This window comes from Oceanobacillus sp. FSL W8-0428 (assembly GCF_038004405.1).
GTDB lineage: Bacteria > Bacillota > Bacilli > Bacillales > Amphibacillaceae > Oceanobacillus > Oceanobacillus sojae.
In genome coordinates this window covers 430,485-447,472 of the sequence record NZ_JBBORB010000001.1, presented here as the reverse complement: position 1 = coordinate 447,472, position 16,988 = coordinate 430,485, and the positions used below count along the sequence as shown (strand labels likewise).

12 protein-coding genes and 1 riboswitch are annotated in these 16,988 nt (G+C 36.7%); of the genes, 9 read left to right on the top strand and 3 right to left on the bottom strand.

Annotated features, from left to right (window positions below):
• Nucleotides 1-349: 349 nt before the first annotated feature.
• The 3 genes from MKY30_RS01980 (at nt 350) to MKY30_RS01970 (ending at nt 2,745) form a co-directional block, all read left to right on the top strand.
• The gene (locus MKY30_RS01980; protein WP_339283025.1) at nt 350-1,483 is read left to right on the top strand and encodes a GntR family transcriptional regulator; all 1,134 of its coding nucleotides are present in this window, start codon (nt 350-352) and stop codon (nt 1,481-1,483) included.
• A 225-nt stretch (nt 1,484-1,708) separates the two neighbouring features.
• Nucleotides 1,709-1,790: riboswitch (cyclic di-GMP riboswitch) on the top strand.
• A 28-nt stretch (nt 1,791-1,818) separates the two neighbouring features.
• The gene (locus MKY30_RS01975; protein WP_147210035.1) at nt 1,819-1,935 is read left to right on the top strand and encodes an anti-repressor SinI family protein; all 117 of its coding nucleotides are present in this window, start codon (nt 1,819-1,821) and stop codon (nt 1,933-1,935) included.
• A gap of 177 nt (nt 1,936-2,112) precedes the next feature.
• A complete protein-coding gene (locus tag MKY30_RS01970; RefSeq protein ID WP_339283023.1) occupies nt 2,113-2,745 on the top strand; it encodes an HAD family hydrolase in 633 nt (210 codons plus the stop codon).
• Between the two features lie 157 nt (nt 2,746-2,902).
• Here MKY30_RS01970 and MKY30_RS01965 read toward each other — a convergent pair whose 3' ends face one another.
• Nucleotides 2,903-4,360: an APC family permease gene (locus MKY30_RS01965; RefSeq protein WP_147210145.1), complete on the bottom strand. Its 1,458-nt coding sequence runs from the start codon at nt 4,358-4,360 to the stop codon at nt 2,903-2,905.
• Between the two features lie 1,143 nt (nt 4,361-5,503).
• On the opposite strand from MKY30_RS01965, the gene MKY30_RS01960 reads away from it, so the two are divergent.
• The 6 genes from MKY30_RS01960 (at nt 5,504) to glf (ending at nt 13,293) form a co-directional block, all read left to right on the top strand.
• Nucleotides 5,504-6,214, top strand: a complete 711-nt coding sequence (locus MKY30_RS01960) for a LytR/AlgR family response regulator transcription factor (protein WP_147210037.1) — start codon at nt 5,504-5,506, stop codon at nt 6,212-6,214.
• Complete coding sequence (locus MKY30_RS01955) at nt 6,211-7,530, top strand: sensor histidine kinase (RefSeq protein ID WP_147210038.1); 1,320 nt, start codon at nt 6,211-6,213, stop codon at nt 7,528-7,530. Before MKY30_RS01960 ends, MKY30_RS01955 begins: the two co-directional genes overlap by 4 nt.
• 374 nt (nt 7,531-7,904) lie before the next feature.
• Nucleotides 7,905-10,328, top strand: coding sequence for a beta-glucosidase family protein (locus MKY30_RS01950; RefSeq protein WP_339283020.1), 2,424 nt, complete (start codon nt 7,905-7,907; stop codon nt 10,326-10,328).
• 30 nt (nt 10,329-10,358) lie between these two features.
• Nucleotides 10,359-11,003: a hypothetical protein gene (locus MKY30_RS01945; protein WP_339283018.1), complete on the top strand. Its 645-nt coding sequence runs from the start codon at nt 10,359-10,361 to the stop codon at nt 11,001-11,003.
• 14 nt (nt 11,004-11,017) lie between these two features.
• Nucleotides 11,018-12,034 carry a glycosyltransferase gene (locus MKY30_RS01940; protein WP_156985028.1) on the top strand — a complete coding sequence of 339 codons (1,017 nt, stop codon included), beginning with the start codon at nt 11,018-11,020 and terminating at the stop codon, nt 12,032-12,034.
• Nucleotides 12,035-12,189: 155 nt separating this feature from the next.
• Nucleotides 12,190-13,293 carry a UDP-galactopyranose mutase gene (glf, locus tag MKY30_RS01935; protein ID WP_339283015.1) on the top strand — a complete coding sequence of 368 codons (1,104 nt, stop codon included), beginning with the start codon at nt 12,190-12,192 and terminating at the stop codon, nt 13,291-13,293.
• A gap of 146 nt (nt 13,294-13,439) precedes the next feature.
• On the opposite strand, the gene MKY30_RS01930 is transcribed toward glf, so the two are convergent.
• Together MKY30_RS01930 and MKY30_RS01925 are read right to left on the bottom strand one after the other, a co-directional pair.
• A complete protein-coding gene (locus tag MKY30_RS01930; protein WP_341082636.1) occupies nt 13,440-16,322 on the bottom strand; it encodes a glycoside hydrolase family 3 N-terminal domain-containing protein in 2,883 nt (960 codons plus the stop codon).
• Between the two features lie 448 nt (nt 16,323-16,770).
• Nucleotides 16,771-16,971, bottom strand: coding sequence for a hypothetical protein (locus MKY30_RS01925; protein WP_147210043.1), 201 nt, complete (start codon nt 16,969-16,971; stop codon nt 16,771-16,773).
• Nucleotides 16,972-16,988 lie beyond the last annotated feature (17 nt).

Here is a 16,988-nt window from a genome sequence, read left to right as displayed (position 1 = left end):
TAAGAGGAGCTTCTACTAAGAACGCCCACATCGTGTGGGCAACGTAGAAGCCAGCGCATCCTGCGGAAGTGCGTTGACTAAATTTTCCCGATACTCACGTATTATTAAGCATAGAGGAACTTCTGTTAAAAATGTCCACGTCCTGTCGACAACACAGAAGTCACCACATCCTGTGGAAGTCCGTTCGGAAAAAGTTAGTCGCCTTGAACTTCTTGGTCCTATTTATCGGACTTTTTGAACACGCACTTTTAGGGATGAGGGGATATTTATATAATATTAATGTGATGAGAAGCACAGATATGGAAAATGAAATAGTACATTGATACAATCAATGTACTGATTGATAAAGGTGATAACAGTGAATTTATATAGGAAAATATATTTGGATGTCATAGAAGAAATACGGTCTGGTAATTTGAAAATTGGTGATAAATTACCAACGGAAAAAGCAATGTCGGAAAAATATAAAGTCAGTAGAATTACAACAAAAAAAGCACTTGATTTACTTGCTCAGGAAAAGATTATTGAAAGATTTCAAGGGAAGGGCTCTTTTGTTTCTTCAGGGCAAATTAAAAATCAAAAATCCAAAAATGAACCCTCGGTAAAAGCATTACCACATTTAAGCGGATTAGTAGGATTAATCATCCCTGAATTTTCAGATGTTTTTGGACTGAAGCAAGTCAAAATGATAGAGGAAAAATGCAGTGAGTACAATTATCATCTAGTCATAAAACGTACATTTGGTTATGTAGAAGAAGAAAAGAAAGCAATTAATTCTTTAGTAGATAAAGGACTGGACGGCTTAATCATTATCCCTGCTCATGGAAGGCATTATAATCATGATTTATTACGCTTAGTAGTGGATAAATATCCGCTTGTTTTGTTAGATCGTTATATTAAAGGTATTCCGGCAAGCTCTGTGCATATTAATAATCAAAAAGCTACTATAATGGCGATAAAATACCTTCTTGAAAAAGGGCATCAAGAACTGGCATTCATTTCTCCTCCCAAGGAAGGAACTTCGTCGATAGAGGAACGGGAGATTGGTTTTCATATAGCTTTCTCTGACAAAAATCTCCCCGTAAACAATAACTACTTTCTATCAGATATCTTAAGTTCCATTCCCAAGAACTTTTCCGCTGCTAATGTGAAGGAAATAGCGAAAAACGACAGAAGGAAAATAGAAGAATTTCTTAAAAAAAATCCAAAAATAACAGCTGTTTTTTGTACGGATTATACAATTGCCAATATGGTTTACTCCGTTCTGGAATCATTTGGAAAAAAGATCCCACAGGAATATGCAATCGTTTGTTTTGATTCAGTGTCCAAAACGAATGGCAGTCCTCTTTTTACACATATTTCGCAAAGAGAAGATAAAATGGGGGAAGAGGCTGTTCACTTATTGATGAAGCAAATTAATGGAGAATATGATCCGAAACATGTTGAAGTAGATTTTGATTTTATTATTGGAGATACTACTTGAGTTTAATTATATAGGAAAGTATTTTGAACGGAGGTTTTTCCTGGCAGATTACCGAGGAAAAGCCTTTTTGTTGTGGAAGTCTTACTAGTTTACAAAACATATTAATTCGTCTCTTTTTCAATCTTATAACTGTAATGATAATTTTATCGTAATTTGTCGTAATTTTTAATAATTATTATAGAGATATTTTTTAAATATTTTGGTATTATTTAATAGATATTTAAATTCAGAAAAAGGCAAACCATTCGAAAGACTGGGACGCAAAGTTACAGGTCTAAGGTTATGCTAAGATGGCTGTGCTGCCTAAAATAACAGATATTTTAGGGAGGGTTTAAATGAATAACGAGGTAGCGAGGGAAAAATTAGACAAAGAATGGGTTGAACTTATTAAGGAAGCTTTAAAAATGGGGATTGCGATGGAAGAAATCAGGCAGTTTTTAAAGAAAAATTAATGCTTCAAAATGTTTGTCTGCCGAATTATATTGTGGCGGATGCTTAAATAATAGAAGCGTATGATTGCTGTCTCCCGTATATAAAATTCTTGAACGAATTAAAAGCATATGACTAGATAGTTTTCTGTCTGGACTATATGCTTTTATTATATAGAAAAGAAATGAGAAACAGAAAACGTGGAGGATTTACCTCACAAAAACTTTAAATGTAACGTACAAAGTGAAAGGAGAATGGAAAACATGATATCTCACGTAATATGGGATTTAGGAGAAACATTAACTACTCCGCCCAATAGCAGGATGGATGTAAAGCCGCTTACGGAATATCCGGAAATAGAATTAAGAGAGCATGTATTAGAGGTGCTGGAAACAATTAATAATATGGGATTAAAACATGCGATTCTCAGTAATACGGCAACAAGTGACAGTGACGTTGTCCGGGAACTGTTAAAAAGGTTACATATTTTGGATAAGTTTGAATACGTTTATGCTACGAAGTCTGAGTTAGATCCATCTATTCCAGAAAAACCGGACAGTATCGTATATCATCAGGTGCTCGAGAAGCTGGATATTCAACCGGAAGAGGCTGTTATGATAGGTAACACCTGGGATACGGATGTTATTGGAGCGAATAGAATTGGAATGCATTCGATTTGGCTGCAAAATCTGGAAGTCTCCGTAAGAAAGGATTTTAATGAAAAGGTTGTAACTCCTCCATGGATTTTACCTGTCTGGGATATTGCAGAGGTTCCGAAAGCAATCGAATTGATTATTGGTTGCAGTCAAAATGAAGACAGGGCAGAGCCGTAAGGTTTTATGAATCGAATTAAAATAGATTTTGAAATTATTTACAGTATTAAAGCTAGCAATTTTAAATTGCTAGCTTTAATACTTGAATTCAAATTTCCTTAGTAAAAAATAGCTTCCTGCAGCATTAAAACATAGATTAAAAATATTTATCTAGCTGCTAATCCTTCTCAATCTCAACCTCTTCTTTCCCAAGAATATAATAATTCAACTCTTTCTCAGGAATCTTTTTGTAATTCTTCCGTTTAATCATATAAAAGATAATTCCCAGAATAACCCACGCGCCTAAAGCAATTCTAGATTGCACTCCTAAGAATGCGGGAGATCCGGGAATCAGCAATAGACCAAGAAAAGTAATGCTTGCAATCATACCAAGAATGGAAATAACCTTTTTCCCTGGTGCTTCAATATGCTTCTTTTCGTTAAAGTTATGATCCCTTTTCATTTTAAATAATGTAAAGGCAGCATAACAGGTATAAAAATAGGCAATTGTAACACCGATGGAAGACATATCTACCACCCACATCAATGCCTCTCTGCCGAACCAAGGCGCCAGCATCGCAACGATTACTGCAAAGATGATTCCCCAGTGAGGTGTATTATATTTTGGATGAAGCTTGGCAAATCCTTTTGGAATAATTCTCGCACGGGCCATGGCGAACAAAAGACGGCTGGATGAGATAATAAACCCATTCAGTCCGGTGAAAATTCCCATAGCCAATGCCACTGCAAGGATGGCCAGGCCTAAAGGTCCGAGCAGGTTTTCGATAATATAGCCGGTTCCCCAAATGTGATTCTCCTCAACAACTCCCTCCCATGGACGAACCATAGAGGTAACAATAATCATTAAACTGTATAATGCTGCTGCTGCTAAAATAGCAAATACAATTAACCGGAAAGCTTTGCTTGATGGGAAATCGAATTCCTCGGCAGCTTGCGGAACATTATCAAAGCCGACATAAGCCCATGGTGCGATGGCAACAATGGATATAATCGCAGCAATTGCTGGTGTCTCCCGCGGAAACATTGGTGTGATATTGGAAAATCCTGCACTTGGCTGGATACCGACAAGAAGCAGCAGAATAAATATGGCTGCAATCATAATAATACAAAAAATAAATTGCATGCTTCCTGATAAGGTTGTTCCTCTAATATTAAAAAATCCGAATACAGCAAGGACAACGGCTGCTACAAAAACTTCCGTCAAATAAACATCCCAGCCGGCAATCTGATAAAGAGGGATATTTTCAATGATTTTTGGAAAGATGAATTTAATCATTAAAGCAAACGCAGATGCGTTTAACGCAACAATACAGATGTACCCTAAAGTTAAAAACCAACCAGAAATAAAAGCATGTGTCCTGCCCAGACTGACGTAGGCATAAGCGAACTCACCACCGGAAACGGGGAAGCTCTTAATCAGGAACCCATAACTGACAGCAATCAGAATCATCAGCATTGCACCTATAAAGAAACCGATAATCACTCCAAGCGGTCCTGCTGTAGACATCCAGTTGATTGGCTGTACAAAAGCTCCCCAGCCAATCGCTGAACCTAAAGCAATCGCCCAGACCCAATGAGGCTTGAGTGTTTTTGAGAGTGTTTCTCTCTTGTCCACTTCATTCATAAGCTAATCTCCTTTGGTTATTGGATTGTATTCGTTTTGATATTAAATTATTTCTTCTTTCCTTAATGGTCTCCAAAATCTGTCATTTTCTGTTCCTCCAGATTCTTTGGGGACCCTCTTCAAAATTATTGATACGCAGTATCCACGTTTATATCCTTCAATATCTTATATATACGTTCATATTCTTCCAATTCCATGTTCACCTCATTTCTGATTTTTCTACTCACTGCGTACCAAATCGTATATAACATGCCTGGGTTGATAATCAGCGGATCTTGAATGGAAATTTATACATAAACCAAGATTATAAGCTGATTCTGCCAGGCTGATACGATATCCATGTTCTTCAACCAGTTTTATAGATGCAAGTTTCTCTATCTCTCCGGTAATTCATACGTGCTAAAGAGATGGCAGGTATTGTGGGAAATAGTTTGTTTTTTACTGTCTGCCTATGAATTATAAAGGTATTAATCTATTTTTGATCGAATTATCTGGTTATTTATTAAGAGGCTTTCTTATTACGCGAAAACGAATGGAGGAGTAATGTTATCATTGTAACATGTCAATAATTGTACATTACCATTGATTGCAGCATCTGTAAATTGCTCCTTCAATCCGGCTTAAAAATCCAAACTGAAAAACATCAGATTTATATTTATAAACCTGCTCAAGACAGCCTATGCCTGTCTGCATAAATGTAGTTATTATAATTTTATATAATATATATAGAAAGTTCTTATATTTTAAAATTTGTAGGGAAGCCAGAGAGACAGGAGCAGCACTTGTTTGTACATAAAGGTGATCTTGCAAAGCTGATAGGCTGACAGAAATTTATAAGCAGCTTATCAGATACTTTCCTTCCAGATTTATTGATAAAACAGCCTTCTGCAGTATACCTGCCAATCATTTACCTTTAACGGTTTATTGAAGTTTATAATTTTTTTGTTAAAATAATGGTAATAGGGTATGTGAGAAATTTTACTTAGGTAGTTTTTATTGCTTTTTTTAGTAGTAAAAAAGAGAAAGCGTTCTATTTCCTTTAGGACAAAAACTTATTCTCTGAAAACATCATGTTTTTCGGAATAAGGAAGATTGAAGCATCATGTTTGAGTTCAGAAACTAAGGAGTAAAAAAATGATACAGATAGCAATCGTTGAGGATGAAATTAATTACCAGGAACAGTTGATAGAATTTCTTCATCAATATGAAAAAGAAAGAAATGAAAATATTGCAATAGAGACTTATTCTGATGGTGATGAAATTGTGGAAAATTATCAGGCGCAATTTGATATTATTTTAATGGATGTTCAAATGGGCTTGATGGATGGAATGTCTGCAGCGGAAGAGATAAGAAAAGTAGACTCAGAAGTGGTTATTATTTTTATTACCAATATGCCGCAATATGCTATTAAAGGATATGCAGTAGATGCATTGGACTATGTCTTAAAGCCGATTTCATATTTTCAGTTTTCACAGCGTTTAAATCGTGCGATTGATAGAATGAGAAAAAGAGAAACGAATTATATAACGATAAAAGTTAAAAGTGGAATAAAAAGAATAAAGGTTTCCGATATTTTTTATGTAGAGAATCAGGAGCATTATCTTCATTTTACTACAGAAGAAGGGGAATTTATGGCAAGCGGGGCGATGAAGGATTTAGAAAAACAATTATCTGATTATCACTTTTTCCGGGGACATAGAGGTTATTTAATAAATCTGGAGCATGTCGAGGGAATGAAGGGAAATGATGTGATTGTGAAGGGAAAGGAGCTTCCTGTGAGCCGGACGAAAAGAAAGGCTTTTATGGAAGCTCTATCTAAACACTGGGGAGAGACATTAAAATGAGTGAGCTGCTCCCAGAAATACCAAGACTATATACAGCGCTGGCAGAGTGGATGGCTTGTATTGTATTTATCTCTCTGCTCAGGAAGAAATTATTTGGCTGGAAACTGATTATCTTTTTAGGTGGAGGTCTGCTGGTACAGTCTGCCTTTTTAGTTCTGACAAAGGATTTGCCAATTGCTTTTTGGATTCCAAGCATGGTTGTTGCTGCTGGTATGATGTTTGGCTTAATCTATGTAACCTGTCAAATAACAGTTGTTGAAGCTGGATATTTTAGTATAAGGGCATTTGTTGCGGCTGAGCTTGTAGCATCCTTGGAAAGCCAGGTACGTTTTTTTCTTTTGAATGGTGAGCGAATAAATATGACAATGGACATTTTGCTGCTATTTGCCGTTTATGGAGTCGTGTTCTTTTTAATCTGGTTATTGGAAAAGCGTCATATAACAGCAAACAGCCATTTGAATATCAGACAGGGCGAGCTGTTATCGACGCTTCTAATTGGAATGGCGGTTTTTGGTGTCAGTAATATGAGCTTTGTCAGTGTACGGACTCCTTTCAGCGGACAATACACCCAGGAAATTTTGAATATTCGAACCTTGGTGGATTTAGGTGGATACGCCATATTGTATGCTTATCATATTCAATTAAACGATTTGCGGATTAAGCATGAATTAAAAGCGATGCAGAATATATTTCAAAATCAATATGCACAGTATCAGCAGTCGAAGGAAAGTATCGATATCATAAATTATAAATATCATGACTTAAAAAATCAGATTATTGCTCTTCGGGCTGAAGATAACGTGGAAAAAAGAAATGCTTATCTGAAGCAAATGGAAAATGATATCAAATCCTATGAAGCACAGAATAAGACAGGCAACCATGTGCTTGATACTCTACTTACAAGTAAGAACCTCTATTGCATCAAGCATGGCATTACATTAACTTCAGTAGCTAATGGGGCATTACTTAATCATATGGATGTTATTGATATTACAACCATCTTTGGAAATGCCCTTGATAATGCGATAGAATACGAGAAAAAAATAGAAGATAAAGAGAAACGGTTAATTCATGTTTCTGTGTTTTCACAAAAAGGGTTTCTTGTAATGAGGTTTGAAAACTATTTTGAGGGAAAGCTGAATCTTAAAGAGGGAATACCTAAAACGACAAAAAGAGATAAAAATTTCCACGGCTATGGATTGAAAAGTATTCAGTATGCTGTGCAGAAATATGATGGTGTGGTCAACGTTGTCCAAAAGGATAGCTGGTTTGAATTAACCATCCTAATGCCTGTTTTAACCCCGCAGAATAAATAATTTTCTTAAGATCTGACTGTACAATATACAGCCAGATCTTTTTTTGTTCGCGCATAACCTGTAGAGACGGCCTGCTTTTTCGTAGTACAGGGTACAGTTCATGAAAAAATTTAAACAGTTCATGAACCTTTTCTGCGCAAATAAGAAAATGTGATAGAGTTTAATCCATAGTAGTAGCAAAAAAGCATCGATGTATTAAGGTTAAATAAATGTGTTTTATTAATAAAATGAAAGCGCATTATAGTTTGTGAGATTTTGGTAATAGCTTTTTCGATTTTAGAGTTTCACTTTATCTAAATCAAAACGGTGCCAGTACCAGTATGGATAGTATTTATTCCAAAAGGTGCTGAAAAAATTGAAAGAGGTAATGACTTATGAAATATAAAGATTTAATTGAAAAAATGACGCTGGAAGAAAAGGCATCTTTTATGTCTGGGAAAGATTTTTGGCAGACACAGGATATGGAACGTTTAGGGATTAACAGCATGTTTCTTGCAGATGGGCCACATGGTATTAGAAAACAGGCAGAAGCTGCCGACCATCTTGGATTGAATGAAAGTATTCCGGCCACCTGTTTTCCGACAGCTTCTACTGTAGCGAACAGCTGGGATGTAGAGCTTGGGGAGAAGGTTGGGCGATATTTAGGAGAAGAGGCAGTTGCACAAAAGGTAAATGTATTGCTTGGACCTGGTATCAATATGAAACGGAATCCACTTTGCGGAAGAAACTTTGAGTATTTCAGTGAAGATCCTTATCATGCCGGAAAACTGGCTGCTGGATATATCAGAGGAATTCAATCGCGTGGTATCTCAGCCTGTGTAAAACACTTTGCTGTAAATAACCAAGAGGAAAGACGGATGTCGATTGATACGATTGTCGACGAAAGAACATTAAGAGAAATCTACCTTACCGGTTTTGAAATTGCTGTTAAGGAAGGGAAGACAAAGACGGTTATGTCTTCCTATAATAAGCTTGATGGAGTCTATACCAATGAAAATCAGCATTTATTGAGAGAAATTCTGCGTGATGAGTGGGGTTATAACGGTGTTGTCGTTACCGATTGGGGCGGGAACAATGACCGAGTAGCAGCTCTTCTGGCCGGAAATGAATTAGAGATGCCAACCACTGCTGGAGAAACCAATCAGGACATCATCAAAGCAATTAAAGATGGAAAAGTAAAAGAAGAAGTATTAGATGAAAATCTTGACCGTTTGCTTGATTTAATTTTTACAACGGAAGAGGTTTTTCAAGGTTCCTATAAAAAGGAATTCGATATTAAAGCGCATCATCAATTTGCTCAACAGGTTGCCGAAGAATCTATTGTGCTTCTTAAAAATGAGGATAATATTTTACCGTTGAAAAAAGATGCGAAAATAGCAACGATTGGTGATTTTGCAAAGGCTCCCCGCTATCAGGGAGCCGGGTCGTCTATCGTAAATCCTACAGAGCTGGATAATACATTGGAGCTGCTGGAAGCCTCCGGCATTCATCACATTGGCTATGAGCAGGGCTTTGAACGTTATGGAAAGAAGAGTCAGACAAAAATAGACAGTGCCTGTGCTCTTGCTAAAGAAGCAGATGTCGTTCTCTTATATATGGGTCTGGATGAAGTAACTGAAGCGGAAGGATTAGACAGATCAAATATGAAGGTTCCTGAAAACCAGGTTGAATTATTAGATGCATTGCATAAGGTTAATCCGAATATTATTGTGGTTCTATCCTGTGGATCTGCGGTTAAAATGCCATGGATTGATAAAGTAAAAGGATTAGTACATGGATATTTAAGCGGTCAGGCAGGGGCAAAAGCTGTACTTCGAGTGCTTACAGGTGAGGTTAATCCTTCCGGGAAGCTTGCTGAAACGTATCCGTTACATTATAAGGATACGCCTTCCTATCGTTATTTTCCTGGTAAGGAAGTAAGCGTTGAATACAGAGAAAGCATGTTCATAGGCTATCGCTATTATGATACAGCAAAGGTAGATGTACTTTATCCGTTTGGTTATGGACTGAGCTATACAACCTTTGATTATTCCGATATTCAAGTGAATAAAGACGGTGTAACATTTAATATCACAAATACAGGTGACGTTTCAGGAATGGAAATTGCCCAGCTGTATGTAGGCAGTCAGTCAGAGCAAATTTTCAGACCAGCTAAAGAATTAAAAGGATTTGCGAAGATCTCTCTTAATCCAGGGGAAACCAAATCAGTAACGATTCCTTTTGACGATAAAACGTTCCGTTATTTTAATGTGAAAACCAATCAATGGGAAGTGGAAGAAGCTGATTATCAAATTTTCATTGGTGCATCCAGTGCAGACATCCGCTTGACGGATACGGTTTCCATAGAAGGGACGAATGCACCGATCCCATATAGTAAAGAGCAATTACCATCCTATTATTCCGGGAAAATAAAAAATGTCGGTAAACAGGAATTTGAAGCTCTACTGGGGCGTGAAGTTCCAGTTGCAACGTGGGACCGCTCCAAGCCATTGGGTTACAATGATACGATTGCCCAATGCCAGTATGCGAAAGGTTTATTTGCCAGATTTGCCTTTCAAGCTATTAAATTCTCGCATTGGTTCCTGAAAAAGATAGGAAAACGTGATACTGCAAATCTAATCATGATGTCCGTCTATCATATGCCATTTCGGGGCATGGCCCGAATGACCGGCGGAATTATGAATATGCCAATGCTGGACGGGGTTTTAATGATTGTAAACGGTCATTTCCTTAAAGGGCTGAAACATGTCGTAAAAGAAAGAAATAAGATGTTAAAAAGTCGAAAAGCTATCAACTAACACTAGCATAAGTGATAGAGGAGAGGTAAGATGGAAAAAGAGAAGGAAAAAGAAATAGAGAAAAAAATAGCTTCTAATCGGCTTATGAGGTTTTGGGGCAACTATAAAGAGAACCATCCTAATATTGCACAATTCCTGGTTTTCTTTATTCTGAGTAATGGAGTTACAGTGCTTCAGCTGGTGTTAATGCCTGTCTTTAAAAGTATATTTGCTAAAACAGCATTAGTAACAACAAATTTTCAAGTGTTGCAATTCGGGCAAAATTTTGACGGCTCTGCTTATTATGTATTTGATTATGCTGCTGGCCCGTTATCTCAAGGCGGCGGTGGAGGACTTGCTTATTTTTTCGCCGTCCAAATTACCATATTGATTGCTCAGGTTATTAACTTTTTTGCGCAGAGAAGCATTACATTTAAATCAAACAGTAACATATGGACAGCAGCATTTTGGTACTTAGTAGCTTATATTATTATTACAATTGGTGCTGCTGCCGCACAAGGATTCTATAAGGCACCAATCTATGATTTACTGATGAATACTTGGGGAATGGGCTCATTAGGAGAAACGACAGCCGATGTAATTACAATGATTATTAATAGCGCTATATCATTCTGGGTTTTCTTCCCTATATTTAAAATTATATTTAAACAGGTACCAGAAGAAGAGGCGAAGTAAAGGTAGTGTAAAAAATGAAATTATTATCAGTGGTTATTCCTTGCTATAATTCACAGGATTATATGGAATATTGTATCGAATCTCTTTTGCCTGGCGGAGAGGACGTTGAGTTATTGATCGTGAATGATGGTTCCTCTGATAATACGGCAAAAATTGCAGATGATTATGCAGTTAGGTATCCTTCCAATGTCCGTGTCATTCATCAGGAAAATGGAGGCCATGGTGAAGCTGTCAATGCGGGTATCCAGAATGCATCCGGATTTTATCTAAAGGTAGTAGACAGCGATGATTGGGTGGATGTAAGAGCATACCTGAAAATTTTAAAGATATTAAAAGGGTTCGTTACAGAAAAACAGACAGTGGATATGATTATTAGTAACTTTACCTATGAAAAAGAGGATAAAAAATACAAGAAGGTTATGAAGTATGAAGATGTTCTTCCAGTAGATAAAATATTTACCTGGGAGGATATTAAACCATTTCGAAGAGGGCAATATCTGTTGATGCATTCCCTTATTTATAGAACAGAGCTATTGAAAAATTGCGGCCTGGTTCTTCCAAAACATACCTTTTATGTTGATAATCTATTTGTGTTTGTTCCGCTTAAACATGTGAAAACAATGTATTATATTAATCTGGAATTTTACAGATACTTTATAGGCAGGGAAGACCAGTCTGTGCAAGAGAATGTCATGATTAAGAGAATCGATCAGCAGATTAAAGTGAATAAACAAATGATTGATGATTTGGAATTAGAAGATATAAGAAGTCCTAAACTGAGGCAGTATCTGCTTCATCAGCTTGAAATTGTCACTGTCATTTCTTCTATTCTATTAATAAAATCTGGAACAGCTGAAAACCTGCAAAAGAAAAAAGAATTGTGGAAGTATATGAAGGACAAGGATCAGGAATTGTACCATGAAATTCGATATGGGATGATAGGGATATTACTAAACTTACCTGGAAGACCGGGGAGAAGTATCTCGGTAGGGGGATATAAAATATCTCAAAGATTTATCGGGTTTAATTAATCATCAGCAAACCTCTTAAAAAGATAGCTTTCTATGATGTTTCACATAGAGAGCTATCTTTTGATTTTAATATTAGATTTGATTGCCAGTACTTAACAAGCAGTATGGGTTTAAATATTATATGCAAAAACATATATACCGGGAGGAACAAAGGAATGTTTGATTATTTGGTTGTCGGCACGGGGTTATTCGGAAGTACATTTGCGCACGAAGCAGCTAAAAAAGGAAAAAAAGTGAAGCTGATTGATAAAAGGAATCATATTGGCGGAAATATATATACGGAAAAGATAGAGAGTATCACTGTTCATAAGTATGGAGCGCATATTTTTCATACAAATAATCAGGAAATTTGGGATTATGTGAACCAATTTGCCGATTTTAACCGTTATACAAATAGTCCGATAGCGAATTATCATGGTGAAATTTACAATATGCCCTTTAATATGAACACATTTAATAAATTATGGGGAGTTGTCACACCAGAAGAGGCACAGGCTAAAATAGAAGAACAAAGAAAAGCAGCTAAAATTGAAAAGCCTGCTAACCTGGAGGAGCAGGCTATCTCGTTAGTCGGGACAGATATCTATGAAAGGTTAATAAAAGGCTATACGGAAAAACAATGGGGGCGCAAAGCAGCAGATTTGCCTGCTTTTATTATTAAACGTCTTCCTGTCCGATTCACGTATGATAATAATTATTTTAATGACCGCTTTCAGGGAATCCCGATTGGAGGCTACACACAAATTATTGAAAACATGCTTGCCAGTGATCGAATCAATGTAGAATTAAATACAGATTTTTTCTCTAATAAAGAGGAATATATGAAAGCTTTCCCAAAGATTATTTACACTGGAATGATTGATCAATTCTTTGATTATAGATACGGGGAATTGGAATACCGCAGTTTAAAATTTGAATCAATTGTACTGGAGCAGGAAAATTACCAGGGGAATGCAGTGGTGAATTATACAGATTCTGAAACGCCTTATTCACGTATTATTGAGCATAAACATTTTGAATTCGGAAAACAGCCAAAAACAATTATCACAAAAGAGTATCCTATGTCCTGGGAGAAGGGATCGGAGCCTTATTATCCAATAAATGATGATAAAAATAATGAAAAATTTAAGCAGTATCAGGACTTGGCTGAGAAACAATCCAATGTGATTTTCGGCGGACGTCTGGGGATGTATAAATATTATGATATGCATCAGGTGATTGCATCAGCATTAACAATGGCTAAGAAAGAATTAAATTAGGAATAAGAATCCATGTAAGTTTGTTAATTCTTATATACGAAATAGGATGAAAAAGCAGCCTTCCCTTCACGTTTATCCAGTGAATGGAAGGCTGCCTTATTTTTGTGTTCTTATTTAATCATTCTTCAAAACCAGATGATACATATTTACAATGCTGAAGTATTATCTTGAGCAGTACCTAAACGGTTTTTAAGTTTACGGTATTTTTTAAAGATAAGTACTTCCAGTAAAATTACTAGTCCAAGAACTATTACGTCAACAACAATTGCAATCACCTGCCAAATTGGCATTCCGGCATTTAAGGCTTCATCGCTGTAAGCGTAACTGTTTACAGTTGTATAAAGAATATTTTTAGAAGATGTTCTCATATTCTTCACTACAGTCGGATTATCTGTATTCTTCATCATATTTGCTCCAACATCGTACGTAGCCAGCGCAATGTCGCCGCCATTTGGAACCATGATATTGGAATCCATATATCCGTAACCAGAGAAATAGTCAGTTAGAACCATCCCGCGGAATCCCCACTCATCTCGTAATACAGTGTTCAAAAGAGATGAAGAAGCTCCAGCCCAAACTGGCCCAATATAGTTGAAGGATGACATAATTCCTTGTGCGCCGCCTTCTTTTACAGCAATTTCAAATGGTTTCAAGTAAATTTCACGAATAGCTTGCTCATTTGACCATGTAGCCAGCATTTTATTTCTGTTCATTTCCTGATCGTTCATTGCAAAGTGTTTGAGATAAGCATATACGCCATGATCTGCTGCACCTAAAACTGCCTGTGAAGCCATTTTTCCAGATAATACGCCATCCTCGGAATAATATTCAAAGTTACGGCCTGAAAATGCGGAACGGTGAATATTCATCGCTGGAGCATACCACCCAGATACGCCCATTTCAACTGCCATTTCACCAATACTGTCACCGAATGCATGAGCTAGATCGACATTCCAGCTATTAGCCATCATCACAGCACTAGGGAATCCAACTGATCCGACACCAGTAAAGTTATTATTAATAGAAGCTGGTCCATCTAAATCGATCGTTGCTACTTTTCCAACAGATTTTATTGCAGGGGTTTGGTACCCTCCGTAAGCAATGAGATCGACCATATCATTTGTAGAAAGCTGATCCAGTAATGGCTCCCATGCCGGATCATCATAATCCAGGCCACGCATTTCTACCAAATCTATACCATTGTTAGCATCTGTTGTAGGCATCTCATCCGATTCATCAAAGAATTCTGATGGATCAAAGTTTGTTTCGTTTCGGAACATACTCAGACTTTCTTCTGCCATTTCATAATTATCAGGGGCTGCAGTTGCTTCCTCATAATTTTCAAAACCATTCTCGCGGGAAAGATAGGTTATATCTCCTTCTGCAAAATCAAATTGGTTCGTAGCCGGAATTTCATCTGTTGAGCGTTGATCATAAACAATAGTTTCATCCTGTGTAAATTCAGCCTCATCTAAAACAGTATGAGAGTCTGAACGAAGAGATAATGTATAGTCCCCTTCTTCAAAAACATAGGCAGCTTCATTTTCATAATCATAAGATGCCATATCTTCTTTAGTGAAGGTAAGAGTAAGTGTTTCAGAAGCTCCCGGCTCCAGCACCTCAGTCTTCTCAAAAGCTGCTAAGTTGACTTCAGATTTTTCAATACCGCCATTTGTGTAAGGTGGAGTAAAGTATAACTCTACAACATCTTTTCCTTCAGTGTCACCGGTGTTCGTCACTGTAACATCTACAGTAATTGTTTCATCATTTTCTATATTCCAATCGCTGATTTCCTGATCGAATGAAGTATAAGAAAGACCATATCCAAACGGATATAAGACATGTTCGTCATAATCTAATAATCCTTCTTCTGCTGCTGTTTCATAAAAGTGATAGCCTACATAAATATTTTCGACATAGTTTACAAAGGTAGGAACACCGCCAGCACCAGGGAAGTCGTTTTCTACACTGTATTCATCCATATTTGTGTATTCAAAGTCTCCAAAGTTATTGTGATCTGGAGTAGCTGTTAAATCACGGGCAAAAATATCAGCTGTTTTTCCTGATGGATTTATTTCACCATTTAGAATTTCACCAAGTGCGTTAAACCCTGTTTGACCAGCTGCCGGCACCCAGAGAACACTTTTAATTTGATCGTATTCCTCTGCAAATTCCAGTTCAAAAGCATTCGAACCATTATAAACAAGTACTACATTGTCAAAGTTAGAGGTAACCAGATCAATCATTTGCTTTTCTGTTTCATGTAAACCTAGATAATGGTTATCCTCACCAAAATCTTGGTAATCATCCGTGTTATCATTATATGTAACTTCAGATAAGTCAGTTGGAAGGTCAGCACCTTCTCCGCCTCCACGGCCGATTACAATAACTGCTGTGTCAGAGAATTTTCCTGCGTTTTCCATTAAATCATCAGAATACTCATTGACAGGTGGCTCCGGTAAACTCCAATCCTGTTCAAACATTCCAACAACCGGACGTTCATCGGCGTAGGATGTATAAAAATCGGAAAGCTCAGTATTTACTTCAAATCCTGCATTATCCAACCCTTCGATTAAACTAACCGTATGGTGTGAGTCTGATAAAGAGCCTGAGCCTGTTCCACCATAAATCGGGTTTGTAGAAGCCCATCCAAACACGTTCACTCGTGAATCGTTTTCAAGAGGAAGAAAATCTTCATCATTATCCAATAAGACAATTCCTTCTCTAGCAATATCTTCACCAAGCTGTTCTGCTGTTTCCGATGTTGCATCGCTGATGGTGCCTCTGCCGGAAGCAAGAGTAAGTATCGTATTCATTGGATAATATGCGATTAAATTAATTGCAATCATTAAAGCAACAAAAATAGCCATAATGGATTGCCTGCGAATCATAAATTTCTTTGGAATAGAGAATTTTTTGGCAATGATGATTGCAACAATCGCTAATAATAATACAATTCCAAAGAAAATCAGATAAGGGAGCACAAGACTAACAATATTTTTGACGTCATCCCAGTTTATTTCGAGCATCTTTTATTCCCTCCAATTCTAAATTAACGAAAATTTTGACAAATAAAAACCTCTTATCATTTCACCATCCTTATTCATCCATTTCAATAAGCGTATTAAGCAATGAATAGATTATAAAACGCTTTCTTTTTGGGTTTTCTTTGTCACTAATTTCTATATTTTTTACAAAGTCATCATATCACAGCATTCTGTCTTAAATTTATCGCTTTCATGAAATGTATGTTTTTCTTCATAAATGACATTTTACTTTTTGATAGTAATGACTCTTTTAACATCACTTTTTAAGGTGATGTTTATGAACTTATTTACGCTGCAATAATCATCTGCTAATAAATAAAGCGTGTTTAAAGAGCCTTTCCGCGTTATGAAGGAAGGCTCTTAATTTTTAGTTGAGAATGTATTCTGTTTATAATTCTATAAATAAAAGAAAAATCGAAATAACCATAACTTACAGATTCTGCTGATTCATTGTTCCTACAAGTGAAATAATAGTAAAAATAACAGCAATGATAAGGACCTTTAACCAAAAGTTAGAAATGGGCTTCTTCTTTATTGCGCGGTAGATAAGGCTCCAAATCCATGTAAATAATAAAGAAAGTAAAAATGCTCCGATTAGTCTGCCGAAAAGGTAAGCTATCATGTTGGTCATGGTGGTTTTCTCCCTTG

Bases quoted from the DNA above. Each gene is read 5' to 3' on its own strand.
- MKY30_RS01975 (WP_147210035.1), top strand. From the start codon at position 1,819: ATGAATAACGAGGTAGCGAGGGAAAAATTAGACAAAGAATGGGTTGAA.
- MKY30_RS01960 (WP_147210037.1), top strand. From the start codon at position 5,504: ATGATACAGATAGCAATCGTTGAGGATGAAATTAATTACCAGGAACAG.
- MKY30_RS01955 (WP_147210038.1), top strand. From the start codon at position 6,211: ATGAGTGAGCTGCTCCCAGAAATACCAAGACTATATACAGCGCTGGCA.
- MKY30_RS01950 (WP_339283020.1), top strand. From the start codon at position 7,905: ATGAAATATAAAGATTTAATTGAAAAAATGACGCTGGAAGAAAAGGCA.
- MKY30_RS01945 (WP_339283018.1), top strand. From the start codon at position 10,359: ATGGAAAAAGAGAAGGAAAAAGAAATAGAGAAAAAAATAGCTTCTAAT.
- MKY30_RS01940 (WP_156985028.1), top strand. From the start codon at position 11,018: ATGAAATTATTATCAGTGGTTATTCCTTGCTATAATTCACAGGATTAT.
- glf (WP_339283015.1), top strand. From the start codon at position 12,190: ATGTTTGATTATTTGGTTGTCGGCACGGGGTTATTCGGAAGTACATTT.
- MKY30_RS01930 (WP_341082636.1), bottom strand. From the start codon at position 16,322: ATGCTCGAAATAAACTGGGATGACGTCAAAAATATTGTTAGTCTTGTG.
- MKY30_RS01925 (WP_147210043.1), bottom strand. From the start codon at position 16,971: ATGACCAACATGATAGCTTACCTTTTCGGCAGACTAATCGGAGCATTT.